Source organism: Vreelandella nigrificans, assembly GCF_002374315.1.
GTDB lineage: Bacteria > Pseudomonadota > Gammaproteobacteria > Pseudomonadales > Halomonadaceae > Vreelandella > Vreelandella nigrificans.
On the sequence record NZ_NWUX01000008.1, the window covers coordinates 164095 to 184686 of the forward strand.

Sequence of the window (20592 nt, forward strand, 5' to 3'; positions counted from 1 at the left end):
CCAATAGCGTTAAACCACTGTTACATAAATGCCATTATGGCCTGCGAGTACTAACCACGTTATGCGCGATTTATATCAACGCTTGGCCCTTTCACCTAGTGCAAACAGCCATCAAATTAGTAGTGCAGTTACTCATTGTGCTAATAGTGCCCTACGCCAGGATGCTGAAACCGTCCTAGGCGTTGCAGAGCACCGTGACGCTTATAACAAGCTCCACAAAACAGTCAGCGACATAGGTCAATTGCGAGCCAGGCTGGGGCTAACCCACGGCGCTCATTGGCAGGGAGATGTAGCCAATGACTTCTCTCTGCCACCAGATAACGCGATCTCCCGCCATGACGAGCTGGTAGACCGCGTCAGCTACGCGGTGTCTCTATACAATCACTGGAGACGCTTTAAAGGCCCTCTGTTACTCGTCGCCCTGTTCACCGCTGGTGCTGGCATAGGCCTCGCCTTTGGGTTCACCCTGGGCCTTGGGCTGGGCACGAGATAACTCTCCTGTTCGCTCGCGGTCATCCTGGCGTGTTTCTGCAGCAGTTGGGCGCGGAGCAGGCTTGGGCGGAGTAGGCCGTTTCCGTTCCTCACTATCATTATCTCGACCACTCGCCTGCTCTCTACCCTGCCCTTGCTCATCGAGAGATAAATCCGTACCGGTGTTCTCTTGTACACGATCTTGCGTGGGATCTTCAGAACGCGCCTCCATACTTACGCTGAGGCGCGGCACACCCAGATCGATCGCCTGAGCTTCCATACGTTGCTTCAAGAGCAGGTTAAAGGCACGCGACACATCCCACTGCATTTCTGGCGCCGTGCGAAAACGCATACGCAAAATGGGGCAGCCATCTTCAAACCCTTGCACCCCCTGCATTTCCAGCGGCGACCAAATATAGTGTCGCATCATCGGGTCTTTACGCAGCTCTTGGGCGGTTTCCTGCATTAGGGTAATGGCATCGTCGATTTTCATATCGTAGGGGATACGAATACGCATTAACGCGATGCCAAACTGGCGTGACATGTTATGGATCGACTCAATACGGCTAAAGGTAATGATATGCACCACACCATCTAAATCGCGCAGCTTGACAGTACGCAGCGTAAGGCCTTCCACTGTCCCCATATGACCATTTATCTGGACAAAATCATCGACCGCCAAAGAGTCTTCAATCAGTATAAAGATACCAGTGATTAAATCCTGTACTAGTGTTTGGGCACCAAAGCCAATCGCTAAACCAATCACACCAGCACCCGCCAATAGCGGTGTCACATTCACCCCCAGGTTGGCCAATCCAGCAATCACCGCAATAATTAAAATAGTGACAAAAATCACATTGCGGATCATTGGGGTGATGGTTTGTGCCCGAGCTTGATTCACTCGCCGCCCCCGGGAGCGTGCTGAGGAATTAAGCGCCCGTTGGATAGCCGTATCCGCAAATATCCACACCAGCCACGCCAGCAGTACCGTGGACCCAAGGCTAAGTAAGGCTTGACCAATTCGCGCACTCGCCACGGCCTGCTGTCCCAAGCCAAACAACGAGCCTCCCCAAACCTGCATGGAGAGCTCAGCAAACACCATCCAGGTTGAGATATGTGCCAGCACAAACCCAAACCGCTCCAGACGCTTACGGTACTGGCTATAACGATGCCGATGGCGGCGCTTGCCCATCCGCTCTGACTGGCGGCGCAGTAGCCCTGTCGCCACTAAAGTCAGCACCAGCAAACTTGCAGAGATAATCGAGCGAGCCAACGCAGTGCCTACATCCCCAACGGTAATAAAGATCGCTAAGAGCGACCCCCCTACCATTAACAGCGCTGGAATATGCCATAGGCCGCCAAGCGCACGGATCATTTCTACCGCGGCACTTGCATCGCGACGCTGCTTGTATGGACGGTTACAAATCAGATGACGAATGGGGCGCTTGAACCTAAAAATAAAGCGTGCCGATAGTAGCGCGGCCAACATATTAGCAAGCACAGACACTAAGCTTGAAAGCTCAGAACCAAGCAGTTCTACCAAGCGCGTAGAGTTCACCGCATCGCCGAGTGCTATCAATGCACCGATAACAAATAACCCACGCAGCGCTCGCTGCTGTAGAAGCTGTACTGCCGTAAAACGGTGCCCACGGCTGAAAAATGCGATCACTGTTTCAAACACAACCGAAAGCGCACGTCCACATAAGCAAATATAAGCAACCACCAGCACTAACGTGCGCCCTGAGCTTGAAGGCAGCAATTGGCCGATACCCAGTGTGATCGCAAACGCGAACGTCCAAGGCAACATGCGCCGCAAAAAGTGGACAGCCAGTAGCCAGGCTTTCGGGTCGCGAGGCAGGTCCAAAGGCCACTCACGCCGCGTGGCGACCAAACGCCCAAACGCAATCATCATGACCAGTAACACGCCCCAAATAATCGCAAGCACGGCACCGTCGGCCACTGCACGAATCGCCTCACCTTGATCAGCCCCTTCACCTAAGGCGCGTAAATCATCGGCACCTTGCACGAGCTGGCGCGACCACTCATCAATGGGGGAGTCGCCCGCTTGAGCCTGTTCGCCAAGGTCACTCAGCGTATCTGCCAACGCCCCCAAAAGTCCTTGGCGCGCAGCACCCTCCTCTTCGGTAGCTTCTGCGGTGAGCTGTAATTCACGCAATGAGTTAAGTAATTCTGTTCGACGCCCTTCATCCTCGAGCATGGAGATAACGTCATTAAGCGAGCCTTGAAAGCTTTCGCTACCCACGTCAATCTCTTCGCTGGCGTCGTTACTCCCGACGAGACTCGGCAGCGACACGTTCTGCGCTTGGGCTTGGGGCGCTATGCCTAACAAAATTGTCAGGATAACGCCTATCACCATCTTACTTAGCCAGTACTGTCGCACGCTTTACTCCTGTCATTGGCCGATTAAAAACATCGGTTTATCAATACTTACTTGACTGAATACGCTCAGTGTCAACGCGTGACTATGATAGGCTGAGCACTTAAACGTTCACCTCAAGGATGGCGAGATGACGCTGCAAGCTCCCCCCAACCGTTTAAATAGCCATGGTCAAATAAGACGTGTTGGCGTAGAGGTTGAATTTGCTGGCCTACCACCCCGTGATACGGCAGAGCTGGTATGTGGCTTATTTGGTGGTGAGCTTAACGTGGTAAGCCCCCACCGGCTACTGGTAGAAGGTACGCAATGGGGTGAGTTCGGTATTGAGCTGGATACCCAATATGCCCACCCCGTACCAGAGCTATTGGAAAGTGGCCATGAAAGTGACAGCGAATGGGCACGCCAGCAGCACCAACGTAGAGTGGTGTTCCACCAGAAAACGCGAGAACTTATTGGCGATATGGTGACAGGGTTAGTGCCCACTGAAATCGTTTGCCCTCCGGTTCCTTGGAATGAACTGGAAACACTAGATACGCTGTTCCAAACCTTACGTGACCGGGGTGCCAAAGGCACCGATGCCAGCTTGCTGTATGGCTTTGGCTTACACCTGAATCCTGAAGTTGAACGGTTGGATGTTGATTACTTGCTGACCATGATGCGCGCCTACTTACTGTTGGCCAGCTGGCTGCGTGATGAGATCAAGGTGGATATCACGCGCGAAGTTCTACCCCATGCCAATCCCTTTCCTAAAGAGTACGCATTAAAAATTCTAGACTTTAATTATCAGCCAGACCTAGACAGCTTTATTGAGGATTACCTGCACTTCAACCCCACTCGTAATCGCGAGCTAGACCTTTTACCGCTGTTCGCTTATTTGCGCCCCGAGCATACCCATCCGTTACTACATACTCTGTTAATCAAGCCTCGTCCAACCTTTCACTATAGGCTGCCCAATGCACAACTATCACAGCTTGGGTGGGGCTCGGTAATGGAGTGGAACCGCTGGGTGGAAGTCGAAAAGCTAGCTGCTAACGCTAGTGTTTTACGGGCGCGCTGCGATGAATATATCGCTCACCATAACCGCCCTTTGCTTGCGCGTTTTAAAGAGAAGCTGCTTAGCTTACTTGGCCGCCACCACTAACACTGCAACAGTGAGTCCTGTCAGCATGTCTCGACCACTTATTGGAATCACCTCATCAGACCATAAAAGCCAACTTGCGTTTTGGTTTGACTGGCTTGCTGTATGGCGGCATGGCGGAAAACCACTTCGCTTATCACCCTCTCGCCCACTACCCCGCCACTTGGATGGTTTAATTATTGGTGGTGGCGACGATATTCAGGCTCATCTATACGGCGGCGAAGTACAGCTGGACGTGCGTTTGGACCCAGCACGGGACGCACTGGAGCTTAGCTTGCTCAAACGCTTTATCCCTAAAGACACCCCAGTGCTTGGCATCTGCCGAGGTGCGCAATTAATCAATGTCCACTTAGGCGGCACTCTTGACCCCGACATTTACACAACTCATGAAGGTTTAAAACGGCGGCGTACTGTACTACCTCGCAAAACCGTCGATATTGTAGGCGCTAGCCAGCTCCATCAACTACTGGGGGTAACATGGTGCCGAGTCAATAGCCTGCACCATCAGGCCGTCAATAAAGCGGGCAGAGGAATTAACATTGTCGCTCGCGATAGGGATGGGTTAGTACAAGGTATCGAATCAACAGAACACGACTTTTTAATCGGCGTGCAGTGGCACCCAGAGTGGCTCATTTTCAACCGCCCCCAGCAACGCTTGTTTAGCGCGCTGGTGGCGGCTGCCAAAAAAGTGCGCGCTAATTCAGGCACACCGCCACTCAGCTAGCTGTTTAACGCTGCTAACGCCGCATCATAGTCCGGCTCATTCTTAATCTCGCTAACTAGCTCGCTGTGGAGTACACGATTGTCAGCATCTAACACTACCACCGCACGGGCGCATAACCCCTCCATGGCGCTATTACACAGTGCCACTCCCCATGCTTCCTGAAACTCGCGGTGGCGGAACGTTGAAAGGGTCTCGACATTATCCAGTCCTTCCGCCCCACAAAAGCGCATCGCTGCAAATGGCAGGTCGGCGGATACGACCAGTACCACAGTATTCTCCAAGCTAGAAGCCAACTCGTTAAAGCGTCGCGTAGAGGTAGCGCAGGTGGGCGTATCCACACTAGGAATAATATTCAGCACTTTACGTTTGCCCTGATACGTATCCAGGGTGACATCTTCCAGACTAGCATTGGTCAGCGTCATGGCGGGAGCCATTTGACCAGCGGCGGGTAGCGTACCAGCGACATCCATAGGTTGTCCTGCGCGGGTAATCTGTTGCATATCAAACTCCTAATCTATGGTAAAACGGTCAATAATGAGAAGCTTCAGCTTACAGGGGAATACCCTAATGCGGCTATCTTTACGCCACAGTACACGCTTCCCACAGCCCACAGCTAAAATGCACTGGCTTAGAATTAACACGCCAATGAGAACCCCATGACCTCTTTAGTCATTATCAAAACCGGTGACGCCTTTCCCGAAGTAGTCGATCAACATGGTGATTTCGAGCAGCTCTTTATCGAGCAATTAAGTGCCGTCCTTCCCGCGCACCTATCACTTGCCATATGGGACGCGCGGCTAACCAGCACACCTCCAGCTAACGTTGCGGGCGCGGTTATTACCGGCTCACACAGCATGGTAAGCAACAAAGAGCCATGGAGCGAGGCGCTAAAGCCCTGGTTGCAACAGGCTTTAGCCGAAGACATTCCTTTATTGGGTGTTTGCTATGGTCACCAATTAATGGCCGCCGCCCTAGGGGGCATTAGCGATTACCATCCAGCTGGGCGTGAGTCTGGTACACGTCGCGTGCAACTTACCCGGGCAGGTCAGCAAGATCCGCTGTTTAGCCAACTACCCGAAAGCTTTCCAGCACACCTTACCCATGCGCAATCGGTGATGAAACTGCCAACCAATACCACAGTGCTGGCCCACAACAGCCACGACGCCCACCAAGCGTTGCGCTACGGCCCCCGCCAGTGGAGTGTCCAGTTTCACCCCGAGTTCACCCCGCCAGTAATGCACGCTTACATCGAACGCCAGCGGGCAGCGTTGCGCGACCAAGGAGAAGATCCAGAAGAGCTGCTTGTTGCAGTCACTGACACGCCCGATGCTTCCAGCTTGCTGCGGCGCTTTCTAGCCTTTGTATAGCCTCTGCTGGCCTTGAGTCCCACGCCGCGAGGCCAACCGATCTGCTAGGTGAGTCGGCTCGGGCAACTTTGTACGACCTAAACATCGCATCACCCATGTAAGGGATGTATCAAGTGAGAGCCGATGCCCAGGCGACACAACTACTGGCTTAACCTTTGCCCGTGAACGCAGCACCGCGCCAATAACATCACCGCCAGCTGTCAGAGGAACCCAGTCGCCACGCGCTTCGCCTACTTCTGGATGCTTGCCATACAGCCGTGACTTAGCGATGCCGATGGTCGGCAAATCCAGCCATAGTCCCAGATGAGCAGCAACGCCAAGGCGCCGTGGATGGGCAATCCCCTGTCCATCCACCATCACCAGTTCAGGCTTTACACTGAGCTTTGCGAACGCACCCAGAGCAGCAGGCACCTCGCGAAAAGAGAGCAGACCAGGAATATAGGGCATGCGCGTTGGTTCGCGATGTACTGCTTGCTCGACAACCGTCAGCGAAGGCACGGCAGCTAACTCCCACTTGAGTACCACCACTGCCGCACGAGTGATGGCTCCTTCTTCCTCAAAACCAATATCTACCCCTGCAATATGTTCTACCGGATCAATGCGATCAGTGCTCTCTAATCTCTTTGCCAAGTCTGCTTGCAGAGCAACCGCCTGCTTAGGGGTAAGGTTCCATTCGTGCAGTGCTTCCATGCTTGCTCCTGAAAAGGTTTCAAACGAATGCTCAAAAGGTAGCCAGAATCATAGTAGCCAAAAAAAAATCCCCCTATGCCAGCGGCACAGGGGGATTTTGCACGTTCAAGTACGAATCGCTAGGCGCCCACAAGAGCGCCTGATATTCGCTTAAGCGCGTTCGCGGCGACGAACCGGCGCGTCACCATCGTCACGGCGACGGCGTGGTGCACGCTCAGGAGCACTGTCTTCGCTAATTTCCAGCGGGCGACCAGCCACTCGGGCACGGGCCATTTTCGCCAGAATAGTAGAAGGCAGGCCACTGGGCAGTTCAACCACGGAGAAGGCATTACGAATATCGATACGACCGATACGCGCACCTTCAATGCCGCCTTCGTTAGCCAAGGCACCCACTAACTGGCCAGGCTTCACGCCATCTTTATGGCCAACAGAAACGCGGTAGCGAGTCATCCCTTCGCTAGGAGCGCTTGAACGCTCGCGACGGGCACCCGGCTTACCGGCTGGCGCGCCATCACGCGTAGGACGCTCTTTACGCGGAGCCTGCAAGCGGCCAATCGGTGCTTCGTCAGCACGTGCCATTGCAGCAAAGGCGCAAGCCAGCTCGACAGCGTCGTGACCTTCTTCGACCAAGCGCTCAACCAGTGCACGCTGTTCTTCAGCGCCTTTGGTCAGGGCTGCCACTACACGATGGTGGAACACTTCATCGCGGTGAGCACGAATAGCGGCTTCATCAGGCAGCGGCATTTCAGTCATTTTCTGACCGGTTGCCTGCTCCATCCAGCCGACTTTACGGCCTTCACGGAAGCCAGCAAAGGTGATCGCAATACCACTACGGCCCGCACGACCGGTACGACCGATACGGTGGGTATACGCTTCTGCATCTTGCGGCAGATCGTAGTTAATAACGTGGGTAATACGCGATACATCTAGACCACGAGCAGCCACATCGGTGGCAATCAACACGTCAACTTTACCACGCTTCAAGCGCGTAATAGTCCGTTCACGTAGGCTCTGGTCAAGATCGCCTGACAGGCCAGCAGCGTTGACACCACGTGCGGTTAATTGCTCAACCAGCGTAGTACAGGCAGCACGGGTACGTACGAAGACGATAGCGGCATCAACCGGCTCAACTTCAAGTATACGTGCCACAGCTTCAAGCTTAGCACCACCATCAACGCGTACAATGCGCTGTTCGATGTTCTCACCGGTAGTAGTGCGCGATTCAATCGCAACTTTTACCGGGTTAACCAGATAACGGTTAACAATGCGCTCAATTTCAGCCGGCAGTGTGGCCGAGAAGAACACACGTTGCGCATCTTTCGGGGTATCGGCAACCACGCGTTTTACGTCGTCGATAAAGCCCATACGCAGCATTTCGTCAGCTTCATCAAGCACTAGTGCTGAGAGGCCGTCGAGTTTCAGGCTACCGCGATCCAGGTGATCAATAATACGGCCTGGGGTGCCTACTACTACATGTGCGCCACGCTTAAGGGCGCCCAACTGTTCACGGTACTCCTGGCCACCACAAAGAATAGCGACTTCGAGACCTTTAAGATTTTGGCCATACTTACTAAATGAGGCGGCAACCTGCTGAGCAAGCTCGCGGGTCGGAGCCATGACTAACACTTGCGGCTCACGACGATTCAGTTCTAGACGCGACAATAATGGCAGTGCAAACGCAGCGGTTTTACCAGTACCAGTTTGTGCTTGGCCCAGCATATCGCGGCCTTCCAGCAACGCAGGAATCGTCTGCGCCTGGATCGGCGAAGGAATTTCGTAGCCCTGTGCTTCAACAGCAGACAGAACGGCAGGCAATAGAGCCAGATCGCCGAAGCTCGGCGAGGCGACAGAAGTCGAGGTCATTAATCACACCTTGGTAGGCCGGCTGTACCGGCAAAAAACATCGTAAGCGTCTCTGACTCTGGGATCGATGCATAAAAAAAGCATCAAAAACAGGCTCCGCATATACGGATATCGTCATCAGTGGAGTCGGAGACGCCGGTCGCACCTAGCATCCGGTTGGCAATACCGCATTTGCGGGCCAACCGTTGTGGCGACCTTCTGCGCCGATTTCACCCGTTTGGTGAAATGCTGGAGGCGCGCCATCTTCACAGCAATGAACATCCGCAGCTAGCAAGATGTTCCCGCAAGCGCAATTACGTGTGAATAAAAAACTACGTAAATGAACGCTTATCGTCGTGATGGAGGGGTCAACACATGCGAGGAGGGCGCATGCTAACACCACAGATCACTCCTGACTAGTCTTTTTACTTAACCCATAATAAACACCCAACTTGCGCTTGTTCACTATTCGTCTAAGATGAAAAGTGTTGAGACACGTTCACTAGCTCAAGGAGTGAAGTAATGAACTGGGATCAAATCGAAGGCAAATGGACTGAAATGAAAGGGAAAGCACGTTCAAGCTGGGGCGAGCTGACAGATGACGAGCTTGATCAGATTGGCGGTAAAAAAGATCAACTAGTCGGTAAGTTACAGCAGAAGTACGGTCTGCATAAGGAAGCAGCCGAAAAGAAAGCTGATGATTGGGCCAATAGTCTTTAGTAATCGTTTCAGCATCAAATCTGCTACCACCTGATATGTCTTGCTAATAGACAGTCTTGCTAGGTGTATGCCGATTGAATACCTCCCCTTCCCCGTAGCAACATGGAGAGAAGCTATGCGTAAAGCTATTTTAACCACCGCCATTGGCACTGCCCTACTGGGTAGCTTGGCCTTTGGTGTACAAGCATCCGACCAACCACAAGGCATGTACTCTGCTGACGACATCTTGGATGCAGACGTTTATTTTGCAGATGGTTCCGGCGAAGAGATTGGTGAAGTCGACGATATTTTGTTTGATGAAGAGATGCGTATCGCTGCACTGGTGATTGAAAGCGGTTCCGTTCTTGGTCTAGGCGGGCGGGAAATCGTGGTAGGCACCGACTATTTCACGCTTGAAACTCACACTGAGAGTGATGGAGATATCGAACACCGTATCATGCTGAATGCAACCTCAGAGGAAGTGGAGTCTTTCCCTACTTATGACCGTGATTGGTGGGAACAGACCAAAGACAACGCTCGTGACGCGTGGCAAACAACACGTGATGGTGCCCAAAGCGCATGGCAGACCACTCGTGATGCGGTAAGCCAGGATCAGTAAAAAAGAAGGCCAGTAAGAAAATGAAAAAGGGCCATCCTCTAGGGATGGCCCTTTTTCCTTATACGTACCTAACATATATACATACTTATACGTGTCGGCGTACACCTTGTCCTGGCAGGCGATCTCGATCATGGGGCTGGTTAAAGTCGAGCAGTGGACCCGCAGGCACAATCCGCGTTGGATTAATGGTGTCGTGGCTATAGTAGTAGTGGCGCTTGATGTGATCCATATTGACCGTTTCCGCTATCCCAGGCCATTGGTAAAGCTCACGCACATAGTTAGCTAAATTCGGAAACTCTTCAATACGCTTGAGATTACACTTAAAGTGGCCGTAATAAACGGCATCAAAACGAATGAGCGTGGTAAAAAGCCGGATATCGGCTTCGGTCAACCACTCTCCGGCAAGATAACGGTGCTCACCCAACCGCTTCTCTACCCTCTCCAGGGCTTCAAACAGTGCGTGAACGTGCTTTTCATAGACGCCCTGCTCCGTGGCAAAGCCCGACTTATAAACACCATTATTAATATGCTCGTAGACATCATCATTGACCTCATCAATGACGCTGCGTAGATCCTCAGGGTAGAAATCCAAATCATTACCGGTGAGCTGATCAAAACTACGATTGAACATGCGCAGTAAATCGGCAGACTCATTATTAATAATTGCACTACGCTGCTTGTCCCACAGCACCGGCACGGTGACGCGCCCCGTATAGGCTGGGTCGGTCATTGTATAGAGCTGGTAGTGATAGTCGACGTGATTGACTGGGTCACCGCTAGCATCTTCACTCTGGTCATAGGTCCAGCCACTATCCAACATTAACGGGCTAACATGAGAAACACCGATGAGCTCTTCAAGGCCTTTCAGTTTTCGCATGATGAGTGTGCGGTGCGCCCATGGACAGGCAAGCGAAACATAAAGGTGGTAGCGATCTTTCTCCGCAGGGTAACTCTCTCCGCCCCCATCTCCGCCCCCATTAGCTTGGTGGCCCACCCAATCGCGTAATTGGGCAGACTCGCGAACAAATTCACCACCGTGCTTTTTGGTGTCATACCATTGATCTACCCATTCGCCGTTAACGAGTAGTCCCATAAGGCGTCTCCTAATAAACGTATGCTAAATGTAGCTTGCATTTAGCATACGCTCGCCCATGGGATGCTCAAGCGGATGTTTTACGCCGTTCCATTCGAATGAATCGAATCTTTAGGGCAAAGCTCAGCAACTGCTTGCTTAAGCGCCTGTGCCATTGCATGGGCAGCAGGCCCGGCACGGTCTCGATCTCGAAAAATCATTTGTACCGGCACGTCTCGAATACTGCCAGCCACCAGTGGCAACGGCTTTAATTGAGCACTTTCAAGTTCATCAGCGATGCGCGTTTCTGGCATCCAGGCAAACCCTAGGCCTCGCTTGAGCATATCCAGTGAGGTATTGAGATGGCCCACCGTCCAACGCTGCTCAGCTTTTAGCCACCCCGCATTAGTGGATTGCCGTAGCGCTGAATCACGCACCACCAATTGGCGATACTGGGATAAATCACGCAAATCCAGTGAGCGGCCAAGCTGGTGAAGCGGGTGCTTAGGATGTGCCACGGCTACAAAACGCACAGAAACCAGTGGCTCCCCTAAAAACCCTTGCGCCTCTATACCAGACACCACCAAATCGGCCCGGCCATCGTAAAGCATCTCAATCCCCCCATTGAGTACGCTCTCGTGGAGTTGCACCCGAACCTGGGGATAAGATTCCGAAAAGCGCTCCAGCGCTTTAGCCAGAGCTGCCGCTGGAAACACCTGGTCAATAGCCACCACAACTTCCGCCTCTAAACCAGCTGCCAAGCGTGACGCCACATCTTCAAGGGAGGCGGCACTCTCAATGAGCTGACGCGCCCGCCGCAACAACAACTCACCCGCTTCAGTGAGGCGTACTTGCCTGCCCACAGGTTCTAATACCTGCACGCCTAATTGCTCTTCCAATTTATGTACAGCATGGTTAAGCGTGGAAGGGCTTTTATGGACAGCCTCTGCCGCACGCGCAAACCCACCATGGTCAACAACAGCGGCCAGCATCTGCCACTGTGAAAGTGTTACCCGAGACATTTCGATTTCCTCGACGCTAAACAGCGAAATAAACCGCTTATTCTTCGAAAAAACTATACTAGAGTGCCAGGAAATGAGAAAAAGTACTTGGCTAAAAAAAATTATTATTGTTTCATCTAGTAACAAACGCAGCAGCCCTGCCAACTCGCAGCCAACTTGCTATCAACTTGCTATCAACTACGGCCTAAACGCACATGATACAGGTCTAACGGGTGCTCAGCTCAGGCTAGTCCGAGAATGAGAGAGGAAAAGTAGCTATTTGATGTGCCAGACAGAACGTAACTTTTGTTAGCAAACAGTGTTCAAAAATAGTAATCTCTAATTATTTCTTCCATAATTTATCGGAAGTATATTTTGTGGATGGATATACAGTCTATTCACTCCTGTCCTCTTGGGGTATGGTTCTAGGGTTTGCTCACTTTTAAGTTACTTTTTTATCACGAATCTGGCGGCCCATTTACCCATGTTGCGAATCCTTTATTCGCTGCCCCGCACGCACAAATTATTACTGTTACCCGTGGCTACTATGGTCACTGTGTTGGGCACACAAAAGTTACTAACGACCTACCATGATTTGAACCAACCGAATACACCGTTGGAGAGCGTTTTAGTACCGCTTCCCAATGATTCAGCGCCGGGTGTTCCCTCCCTACGCCAAGAACGCACTCCCGTTTCAGAAGCAATCGACCGAGCCTCACGTGCTATAGACGCTACCCGAGAGCACATTCCATTAAGCGATTTAGCCGCCACGGAAATTATCGACCTAGACTTTGACGTTATCTCAAGCGCTGAAGCGTCGCTGGCAAACGATAATCAGGGTAACGCCAGAATAGATGACGGCGCACTTCACATGGCAGTGGTTGTCGGTACTATTTCTAGCGGCATGCTCGATATCGACGCCACCTCCTCTGTTGAAATCGCTGATGCCACTTCCTACGAAGATTATGGCTTATTTGATGATATTTCTTTCCTTGAACTTGAATTAGCGGCAGAAGAGCCCTTCGTGCCCAAATGGAAAACGCATATCGTTGAATCTGGCGAGACCTTTGCGGTATTTGCCCAAAATAAGTTAGGCCTTGGCTACAGCGAAGTTCTCGCTCTTCTGGATGACATGCCGGACCCACGCATGCTTACCAACTGGCGAGCAGGCAATAGCTTTGATTACCAGTTAGACGAAAACCAACGTCTACTGTCGCTGCGCATGATGAAAAATGTTCGCGACGGTGTTTTGCTAGAGCGTGATGGAGAGCAGTTTGCAATCACGTCCATTGAGCGCCAGGGCGAGCCCGAACAGCGCCTTTATGCAGGCAGCGTTAGCGGTAGCTTTGCTCGCTCAGCCCAGGCAACCGGCTTAACGAGCGGCTCAGTGACTGAACTCACTCACTTGCTTGAAAAGAAACTCGATTTCCGGCGGGATAGCCGTCGCGGTGACCGCTTCCAGGTTCTGGTTGAATCCGACATGATCGATGGAGAAGCTCTCGCCTCCCGCGTACTAGCGGTTAAGTATGACGGTGAGCGCATGGATTTAACTTTGGTACGCAATGCCACTGACAATAACTTTTATACACCAGAAGGCAACAGCCTAGATCCAGCGTTTGCCCGTTATCCGTTCGAAGGCAACTACCGCCTTAGCTCACAATTTAATCCACGTCGCTTGCACCCAGTTACTGGCCGCGTCAGCCCTCATAATGGAACCGACTTTGCAATGCCGATTGGCACGCCAGTCATTGCACCCGCAAATGGCCGTGTTGAGCGCGTAAGCAACCACCATGCAGCAGGCCGCTATGTTGTTATACGTCATGACAATGGCTACCGGACACGTTACTTGCATCTTTCACGTCCACTTGTCAGCCAAGGGGATCGTGTGGAAATGGGTGAGCGCATTGCCTTATCAGGGAACACCGGACGCAGTACCGGCCCTCATCTACACTATGAAGTCATCGTTAATAATACGCCAGTGAACGCTATGACCGTTGAGCTGCCCGAGAACACTAGCTTAAGCGGCAATACTCTCATTGCTTTCCAGCGCCACGCAGAGCCTATGCTTGCCGCACTTGAAAGTGGTGAAACCGGCCCCGTTAATATGGCCAGCTATCAACGCGAAGAAAGCAGCCAATAGGCAGTACACAGCCCATTGCTAACATCAACGCCGCCCACAAAGGGCGGCGTTGATGGTTTAAGCAGGCGGTTAGATGGTTTGCGATAATGCAGCCAGCAATGGCGCATCTCTACGGTAAATGTCGTTTCTAAACTCCACCTCCCCCTGGGCATTTGGCCATGCAGTAAGGTAATGCAAGGCGATTGGGATGCGTTGTGGCAAGTTCACATTTCGGTCACTGCCGCTGCTATTAATCAGCGAATTGAGTTGATAACGGCTGCCACTGTCTTGCAACAACATTTGCGCAAAGTCTAAGACACCCTCTACCCGTACACAGCCAGAACTGAGCGCCCGCTGCTCGCGCTGAAACAGCCCCCGCGCTGGTGTGTCATGTAAATAAATCATGTCATTATTGGGGAAACGTACAACGACGCGACCCAGAGGATTAGAGCCTCCCGCAGCTTGACGCAGCATAACGCCTCCTGGGCGCTGCCAATCAATCGCTGCAGCATTTAGACGCTCGCCAGTAGGGCTTAGCACTTGGATATTCTGCCGCGCCAAATAACCAGGGTCTTGCCTCACCCGCGGTAGAACATCCTCACGCATGATGGTCGGAGGAATGGTCCAACTAGGGTTAATCGTTAAGTGGCTTATGGAGGAGTGAATAATCGGTGTTTCCCGTTGTGGCGTCCCTACGACTACTCTGGCACTCCAGTGCTCTCCACTAGGCCGTAGGTAGTGCAACTGGTAACCGGCAATATCCACCCATACTTGCGGGCCAGCCATATGGGTTGGCCCAAGCCAACGCGCCCGTTCTAAATTAACGCGCAATTGATTGATGCGTGAAGCCACCGGTATATTTAGCGCTGAGCGTGTTTGCTCGCCAACAATGCCATCTTCTTGTAACTGGTGACGGCGCTGGAAACGCTTAACAGCCCTTTCAAGTTCCTCGTCAAAGTGACGGTTGCTGTGAATGGCCGACTCTACTCCAATCATTGGGTATGCGCCGCCATCGGCCGCTAATAAGCGCCCTTCGCCCCACAGCGCTAGCCGCTGACGTAACACCGGCACATCATCCCCTATATCGCCAAGACGCAGTGATGATGCTCTACTGGCCAAATAAGGGGCACTGCGCTGAGCTTCGATACGACGATAGTGACCAAGCATCTCACGAAGCTGAGTATAAGCAGGCATTGTTGGACGCACCAAAGTGAGCGCATGCTCTATATCGCCGTCCTCAACCGCATGCACAACGCGAAGCATTGAGTAGCGGCTTTCTGGGCGTGGCAAACTCCAATTGGGCTCTACATCTCGGGGGTTCACCTTACCTCGTGAGAGGTGATCCAATGCTAAAAGTAGTGCCCGTGTCGCTTTGAGATCAAACCTTGCTTGGGCAGCCGTCCCTGCTTGCTGGCTCAGGCGAAAATCGTCAAGTAACGTATGGGCGAAATAATCATTGGGAGTTAAGCCGTCATCTTCAAGCCCCTGCAGCCCATTGACCAATGCCTCAACGGTATTGGCTTTCTGCCAGGCAGGTTGCCCATTATTCAGTTGGTAAAATTCCTTTACTGGCAATCGCTCACTGGCTTGCTCAGCCAGTTGTACTAATGCTTGCCGTAACGGATCGGCTTCTGGATAGGCACTTGAGAACGCATACGGTGACTGGGTCAGTGTCAGACATAGAGCTGCTCCTATCGCCCATCGTCTTAGTAGCTGCTTATCGTTCATAGCCCCTCCTTGCGTTACTATGCTTGGTTTACTGGGCTTGGCTTACTGGGCTTGGCTTACTGGGCCTAGCTTAGCTTACGGGCTTGACTTACCGGCGTTTCATTATTATCCATATCATCGCACCGGCAGCTTTCATTACCGGCGCGCTTACTTTCATCATAGCTGTTTCCACCCATCCGTCGTTGACATCTATTACAGGGCTAAACTCAATGCTGCTTCGCTCACGTCTTTCTACTGCACTACTTTCACTGCCAGCTGTACTCTTTAGCCTCCCTCTTCAAGCAGCCAGTTTTTTTTCCCAGGCAGCTTCCAGCGCTCCTTACGGGGTTTCCAGTTTACATCATCAGTTACTACAGTTAGCGCCATCCGCGACGCCGGAGGCGTTACGACTTGCTGCCCAGGCACTTAGTTGCGCGGACCCTTCTGCTGAGCGTTTAGCAGTAATTGATTACTCGTTACCTTCCACCGAACCACGTATGTGGGTCTTCGACTTACACCAGCATGAACTACTGTTTGAGGAACTGGTTTCCCATGGTCAGGGGTCGGGAGACGCCATGGCGGAAGTCTTCTCCAATACCCCCGAGAGCCACCAATCCAGCATTGGGCTCTTTCGCACCATGAACAGTTACTATGGCCGTAACGGCTATTCTCTGCGTCTTGATGGCCTTGAGCCAAACGTAAACAACTTAGCCTTTGAACGCGCTATTGTGATCCATGGTGCAGATTACGTCAGTGAGGACTTTATTGAACAAACAGGCCGACTAGGGCGTAGCCACGGCTGCCCTGCCGTGCGCGAAGAGGTGACCTACCCGCTCATCGACAGCCTAAAAGAGAACCAGTATGTGTTCGCTTATTACCCGGACGAAGAGTGGCTTGCTACATCAACCTTTCTCCGCTGTACCACTAATGAGCCTCAGCAACTGGCACAGCGCTAAGTGCAAACAGGAGGGTGCTAGCAGCTTAGCCAGTTGATTAGTCCCCCTCGCTTCTCGCCATGCTGAGACTGCACATAACTTAGCCTTTTGTGCCATGCTGAAGATGCGACAATCTTACTCAACGCACTCTTACTCAACGCACTCAGCAAGAGGTTATATGGTGCAGACTAAAAAGCTGGATCTCGCATTACAAGGTGGCGGTGCACATGGCGCTTACACCTGGGGTGTCATCGATCGTCTTTTAGAAGATGACCGCATTGAAATCGAAGGCATTAGTGGTACTAGCGCAGGTGCGATGAACGGTGTTGTGATGGCCGATGCCCTCACCCGTGGTAATAAAGAGACCGCGCGCAAGGCTCTACATGATTTCTGGCACGCCGTTAGTCGGGCTGGCATGGCAAGCCCTATACGCCGCACACCACTGGACGTGCTGACAGGCAACTGGAGCCTCGATCACTCACCTGGCTATATTGCCATGGATCTTATGAGCCGTTTGGTGTCGCCTTACCAGTTCAACCCACTTAATATCAATCCACTACGTGATATTGTTGCCGAGCAAGTTGATTTCGAGCGTGTACGGCGCTGCGAACAGCTAAAACTTTTTGTCGCTGCAACTAACGTTCGCACAGGAAAGCAGCGCGTATTTCGCCGCGAAGAGATGAGCGTAGACGCTGTCATGGCTTCCGCCTGTCTACCCTTTGTTTTTCAAGCCGTCGAAATAGATGGAGAAGCGTATTGGGATGGCGGCTATATGGGAAACCCTGCGCTTTTCCCCCTTATGGAAGAGTGTAGCGCACGGGATATCTTGCTGGTGCAAATCAATCCCATTCGTCGCGAGGATGTACCCACCTCAGCCTCGGCAATTATGAACCGGTTAAACGAAATCACCTTTAATGCGGCACTGATAAAAGAAGTCCGCATGATAGCGTTACTTAAGCACGCCCTGGATGAGCAAGGTATCGAAAACTGCTACCAGCAGGCCCTGTTTCATCGCATTAGCGGTGAGCAAGCACTAGACAGCCTCTCTGTTTCCAGCAAAATGAACGCTGAGTGGCCTTTTCTCTGCCACCTCTTTGATCAAGGGCGAGCTGCTACCGAACGCTGGCTGGCGGAGCACTTTGCGGCCCTTGGTAACTATTCATCATTGGATATCGACGCTGTTTATCTTCATGAATAAACAGCACTGGCGTGTTGCATGCCCCGCCCACCCCGCACCAAAGCGGGGCAAAACAGATAACTTCACGGTCACCAAAGTGTATATCAATTTTCTAAAAAACAAGAAAATCAAACTCATCTAGCTGTTTTTTAAACAAAAAATATCATTTGGCGAATTAATTGCTTTGCCTACCTCTAGTGGTGGTAGGCGTGGACCAGGCCCATTGGGTACGAGTGCGTCGAACCTGACCTTCAATGGTGAAGGCATGTTCTCGTCAATTACGCAGCGCCTTTTACGTTGGCAGCCCTGCGTGTTGGTAAACTCGTCCTATCTCCGAGGGCCTTCCATGGATATTCGTAATAAAGCCAATCGTATACGGCTGTTAAATTTTTCCACCCCTCAAATGCGAGCATTCCATTTTTCATGGTTCGCATTCCATATCTGCTTTTTTGGTTGGTTCGGTATTGCTCCGCTTATGGCGGTCGTGCGTGAAGACCTATCACTTACCCAAACCCAAATTGGCAATACCATTATCGCCTCGGTCGCTATTACGGTCATTGTGCGCCTACTTATTGGCGTACTGTGCGACCGTATAGGGCCTCGCAAAACCTATACCGGGCTACTCATACTAGGCTCAATCCCCGTTATGGGCATTGGGTTTGCCAACAGTTTTGAAACATTCCTGTTAGCGCGCTTAGCTATTGGTGCCATTGGTGCATCGTTTGTTATTACCCAGTACCACACCACCATGATGTTTGCGCCTAACGTGGTGGGAACCGCCAATGCAACCAGTGCTGGCTGGGGGAATTTAGGTGGGGGTACCACTCAAATTCTAATGCCACTAATATTCGCTGGTTTATTAATGCTTGGCGTGAGCGAAACGCTTGGCTGGCGGCTGGCCATGGTGGTACCCGGCGTGGTGCTATTCTGCACGGGGATTGCTTATTGGCTGTTCACTCAGGACGCGCCTGACGGCAACTTTAGCGAGCTACGCGCACGAGGGGAACTACCTGAAGCCACTGGCGAACATGGTGCAACCCAAAGCTTTTTGGCCGCCGCCAAAGATATTCGCGTATGGGCACTGTTCGTCGTTTATGGTCTTTGCTTTGGTGTTGAGTTAACCATTAATAACATTGCTGCCATTTACTTCTTTGACCACTTCGACTTAACCCTCGCTACTGCTGGTATGATTGCAGGGCTATTTGGCCTAATGAATATTTTTGCACGTACCCTTGGTGGCATTTTTTCCGATTTATTTGCCAAACACGCTGGCTTAAAAGGCAGGGTGCGCTGGCTGTTTATTGCGTTAATTTGCGAAGGTATTGCACTTATAGCTTTTTCACAGATGCACGTATTAAGCATGGCCATTGGCATCATGCTGGTGTTCAGCCTATTTGTGCAGATGGCAGAGGGCGCTACTTACGGCGTGGTACCATTTATTAACAAGAAAGCCTTGGGCGCCGTGGCTGGTATTGTCGGCGCAGGTGGTAATGTCGGGGCCGTTTGTGCTGCATTTCTCTTCCGCAATGAAAGCCTCAGCTACCAACAAGGGCTTTTTTACCTTGGCCTTACCGTATTAGTACTCGCCTCCTGCGTATTATTGGTGCGCTTTAGCGATGCCACAGAAGCAGAAGAGGCAAAAGCCTACAGCGATGCCGTAGGCGAAGAAACCGGCGCAGGTGCACTTTCACTCCGTTAATTACGTTTGCTGCCCGCAGCGCTACGCTGCGGGATAATTTACGTCAGGCGGCAAGCAATAAGGAAACCGTTATGTCTTCAGCCCAGCAGCTACTCCTAACCGCCCTGCGTTGCGACATCGATAACCTACGCCACTTGGCCACTACCTCTGATATTGTCGGGGATATTAGCCGCTTTATTCATGTGCTCCAGCGCGAGCGCGGTGCTTCAACTATCTATCTTGTCTCGAAGGGAAAGCGCTTTAAAACACGGCGCACGATGTACTTGCAGCACGCAAATGAAGCCGAAGATCTCATGCGCCAGCGGCTGGAAGCGCTCAGCCGAGAAGCAAAACCACAGGCGGCAGCACGTCTGCTTAGACAAATCGCAACGGTATGGCTTGCCTTGGACGAACTGGGCAACTTACGCTCCGCCATTGATACATTTGCGATTTCACCTGATGCAGCTACCCAAGCCTTTAATCACTTAATCAGCGGCTTACTTGCAATCGTTTTTGAAGCCGCAGACACATCAGCGGACCTTGATGTTACCAGGGCGCTAGTAGCAATATTTCACCTGATGCAAGGCAAAGAACTGGCTGGCCAAGAGCGTGCCTGTGGTGCCTATGGCTTTACCCATGGGCATTTCGATAAGGCACATCGTGAGCTGCTGAACCAGCTGCTGAACGACCAGCAGCGCTGTTTCGATACGTTTATTGAGTTTGCCACTGACGAAGCCCAGCAAATTTGGCAACAGGCGATATCACCGTGCACACTTTCCGGCATTGACCAGCTTCGTGATATCGCTTGCCAGCGTACCCGTGGCTCAACTACCGGGCATCCCCCACTTGGAGAAACCTGGTACGAACTTACTACACAATGTTCTGGTCAAGTCGTAGCGGACACTTTTATTAAGCTGCTTCCGCGATTTTCTCGATCTCCCTTGGCGCGTGGTAG

18 protein-coding genes are annotated in these 20592 nt (G+C 52.0%); 11 read left to right on the forward strand and 7 right to left on the reverse strand.

The window, feature by feature from the left end; all coding sequences use genetic code 11:
• Nucleotides 1-28 precede the first annotated feature (28 nt).
• Nucleotides 29-493, forward strand: coding sequence for a hypothetical protein (locus tag CPA45_RS11485; RefSeq protein WP_244287590.1), 465 nt, complete (start codon nucleotides 29-31; stop codon nucleotides 491-493).
• Here CPA45_RS11485 and CPA45_RS11490 read toward each other — a convergent pair.
• Nucleotides 410-2848 (reverse strand): mechanosensitive ion channel family protein, encoded by a 2439-nt coding sequence (locus tag CPA45_RS11490; protein ID WP_422822033.1) that lies wholly within the window; start codon nucleotides 2846-2848, stop codon nucleotides 410-412. The genes CPA45_RS11485 and CPA45_RS11490 overlap by 84 nt on opposite strands.
• 151 nt (nucleotides 2849-2999) lie before the next feature.
• Between CPA45_RS11490 and CPA45_RS11495 the strand changes: the two genes are divergently transcribed.
• Entirely contained in the window at nucleotides 3000-4010 is a 1011-nt protein-coding gene (locus CPA45_RS11495; RefSeq protein ID WP_096651678.1) for an amidoligase family protein, read from the forward strand.
• Nucleotides 4011-4035: 25 nt separating this feature from the next.
• A complete protein-coding gene (locus CPA45_RS11500; protein ID WP_096651679.1) occupies nucleotides 4036-4731 on the forward strand; it encodes a gamma-glutamyl-gamma-aminobutyrate hydrolase family protein in 696 nt (231 codons plus the stop codon).
• On the opposite strand, the gene tpx is transcribed toward CPA45_RS11500, so the two are convergent.
• Nucleotides 4728-5231, reverse strand: a complete 504-nt coding sequence (tpx, locus tag CPA45_RS11505) for a thiol peroxidase (RefSeq protein ID WP_096651680.1) — start codon at nucleotides 5229-5231, stop codon at nucleotides 4728-4730. The genes CPA45_RS11500 and tpx overlap by 4 nt on opposite strands.
• A gap of 156 nt (nucleotides 5232-5387) precedes the next feature.
• Between tpx and CPA45_RS11510 the strand changes: the two genes are divergently transcribed.
• Nucleotides 5388-6098: a glutamine amidotransferase gene (locus tag CPA45_RS11510; protein WP_096651681.1), complete on the forward strand. Its 711-nt coding sequence runs from the start codon at nucleotides 5388-5390 to the stop codon at nucleotides 6096-6098.
• Here the strand turns inward: CPA45_RS11510 and nfi are convergent.
• Nucleotides 6084-6788: a deoxyribonuclease V gene (gene nfi / locus CPA45_RS11515; RefSeq protein WP_096651682.1), complete on the reverse strand. Its 705-nt coding sequence runs from the start codon at nucleotides 6786-6788 to the stop codon at nucleotides 6084-6086. The two genes, CPA45_RS11510 and nfi, sit on opposite strands and share 15 nt — an antisense overlap.
• A gap of 150 nt (nucleotides 6789-6938) precedes the next feature.
• Nucleotides 6939-8651, reverse strand: a complete 1713-nt coding sequence (locus CPA45_RS11520; RefSeq protein WP_096651683.1) for a DEAD/DEAH box helicase — start codon at nucleotides 8649-8651, stop codon at nucleotides 6939-6941.
• Between the two features lie 501 nt (nucleotides 8652-9152).
• Between CPA45_RS11520 and CPA45_RS11530 the strand changes: the two genes are divergently transcribed.
• Nucleotides 9153-9350, forward strand: coding sequence for a CsbD family protein (locus CPA45_RS11530; RefSeq protein ID WP_096651684.1), 198 nt, complete (start codon nucleotides 9153-9155; stop codon nucleotides 9348-9350).
• Between the two features lie 115 nt (nucleotides 9351-9465).
• Nucleotides 9466-9948, forward strand: a complete 483-nt coding sequence (locus CPA45_RS11535; RefSeq protein ID WP_096651685.1) for a PRC-barrel domain-containing protein — start codon at nucleotides 9466-9468, stop codon at nucleotides 9946-9948.
• A gap of 85 nt (nucleotides 9949-10033) precedes the next feature.
• On the opposite strand, the gene CPA45_RS11540 is transcribed toward CPA45_RS11535, so the two are convergent.
• Both CPA45_RS11540 and CPA45_RS11545 read right to left on the reverse strand, forming a co-directional pair.
• A complete protein-coding gene (locus CPA45_RS11540) occupies nucleotides 10034-11041 on the reverse strand; it encodes a glutathione S-transferase family protein (RefSeq protein WP_096651686.1) in 1008 nt (335 codons plus the stop codon).
• An 80-nt stretch (nucleotides 11042-11121) separates the two neighbouring features.
• Nucleotides 11122-12042 carry a LysR family transcriptional regulator gene (locus CPA45_RS11545; protein WP_096651705.1) on the reverse strand — a complete coding sequence of 307 codons (921 nt, stop codon included), beginning with the start codon at nucleotides 12040-12042 and terminating at the stop codon, nucleotides 11122-11124.
• A 463-nt stretch (nucleotides 12043-12505) separates the two neighbouring features.
• On the opposite strand from CPA45_RS11545, the gene CPA45_RS11550 reads away from it, so the two are divergent.
• Nucleotides 12506-14161, forward strand: a complete 1656-nt coding sequence (locus tag CPA45_RS11550) for a peptidoglycan DD-metalloendopeptidase family protein (protein WP_096651687.1) — start codon at nucleotides 12506-12508, stop codon at nucleotides 14159-14161.
• A 69-nt stretch (nucleotides 14162-14230) separates the two neighbouring features.
• Here CPA45_RS11550 and CPA45_RS11555 read toward each other — a convergent pair whose 3' ends face one another.
• Nucleotides 14231-15868: a L,D-transpeptidase family protein gene (locus CPA45_RS11555; RefSeq protein ID WP_096651688.1), complete on the reverse strand. Its 1638-nt coding sequence runs from the start codon at nucleotides 15866-15868 to the stop codon at nucleotides 14231-14233.
• Between the two features lie 209 nt (nucleotides 15869-16077).
• Here CPA45_RS11555 and CPA45_RS11560 point away from each other — a divergent pair, with 209 nt between their 5' ends.
• From CPA45_RS11560 to CPA45_RS11575, 4 genes are all read left to right on the forward strand, one after another.
• On the forward strand, nucleotides 16078-16803 hold the full coding sequence (locus CPA45_RS11560) for a murein L,D-transpeptidase catalytic domain family protein (RefSeq protein WP_096651689.1): 726 nt from the start codon (nucleotides 16078-16080) through the stop codon (nucleotides 16801-16803).
• 157 nt (nucleotides 16804-16960) lie between these two features.
• A complete protein-coding gene (locus CPA45_RS11565; RefSeq protein ID WP_096651690.1) occupies nucleotides 16961-17980 on the forward strand; it encodes a patatin-like phospholipase family protein in 1020 nt (339 codons plus the stop codon).
• A 325-nt stretch (nucleotides 17981-18305) separates the two neighbouring features.
• Entirely contained in the window at nucleotides 18306-19658 is a 1353-nt protein-coding gene (locus tag CPA45_RS11570) for a NarK family nitrate/nitrite MFS transporter (protein ID WP_096651706.1), read from the forward strand.
• Nucleotides 19659-19729: 71 nt separating this feature from the next.
• A partial coding sequence (locus CPA45_RS11575) for a nitrate- and nitrite sensing domain-containing protein (protein ID WP_208858498.1) occupies nucleotides 19730-20592 on the forward strand: 863 nt, incomplete at its 3' end.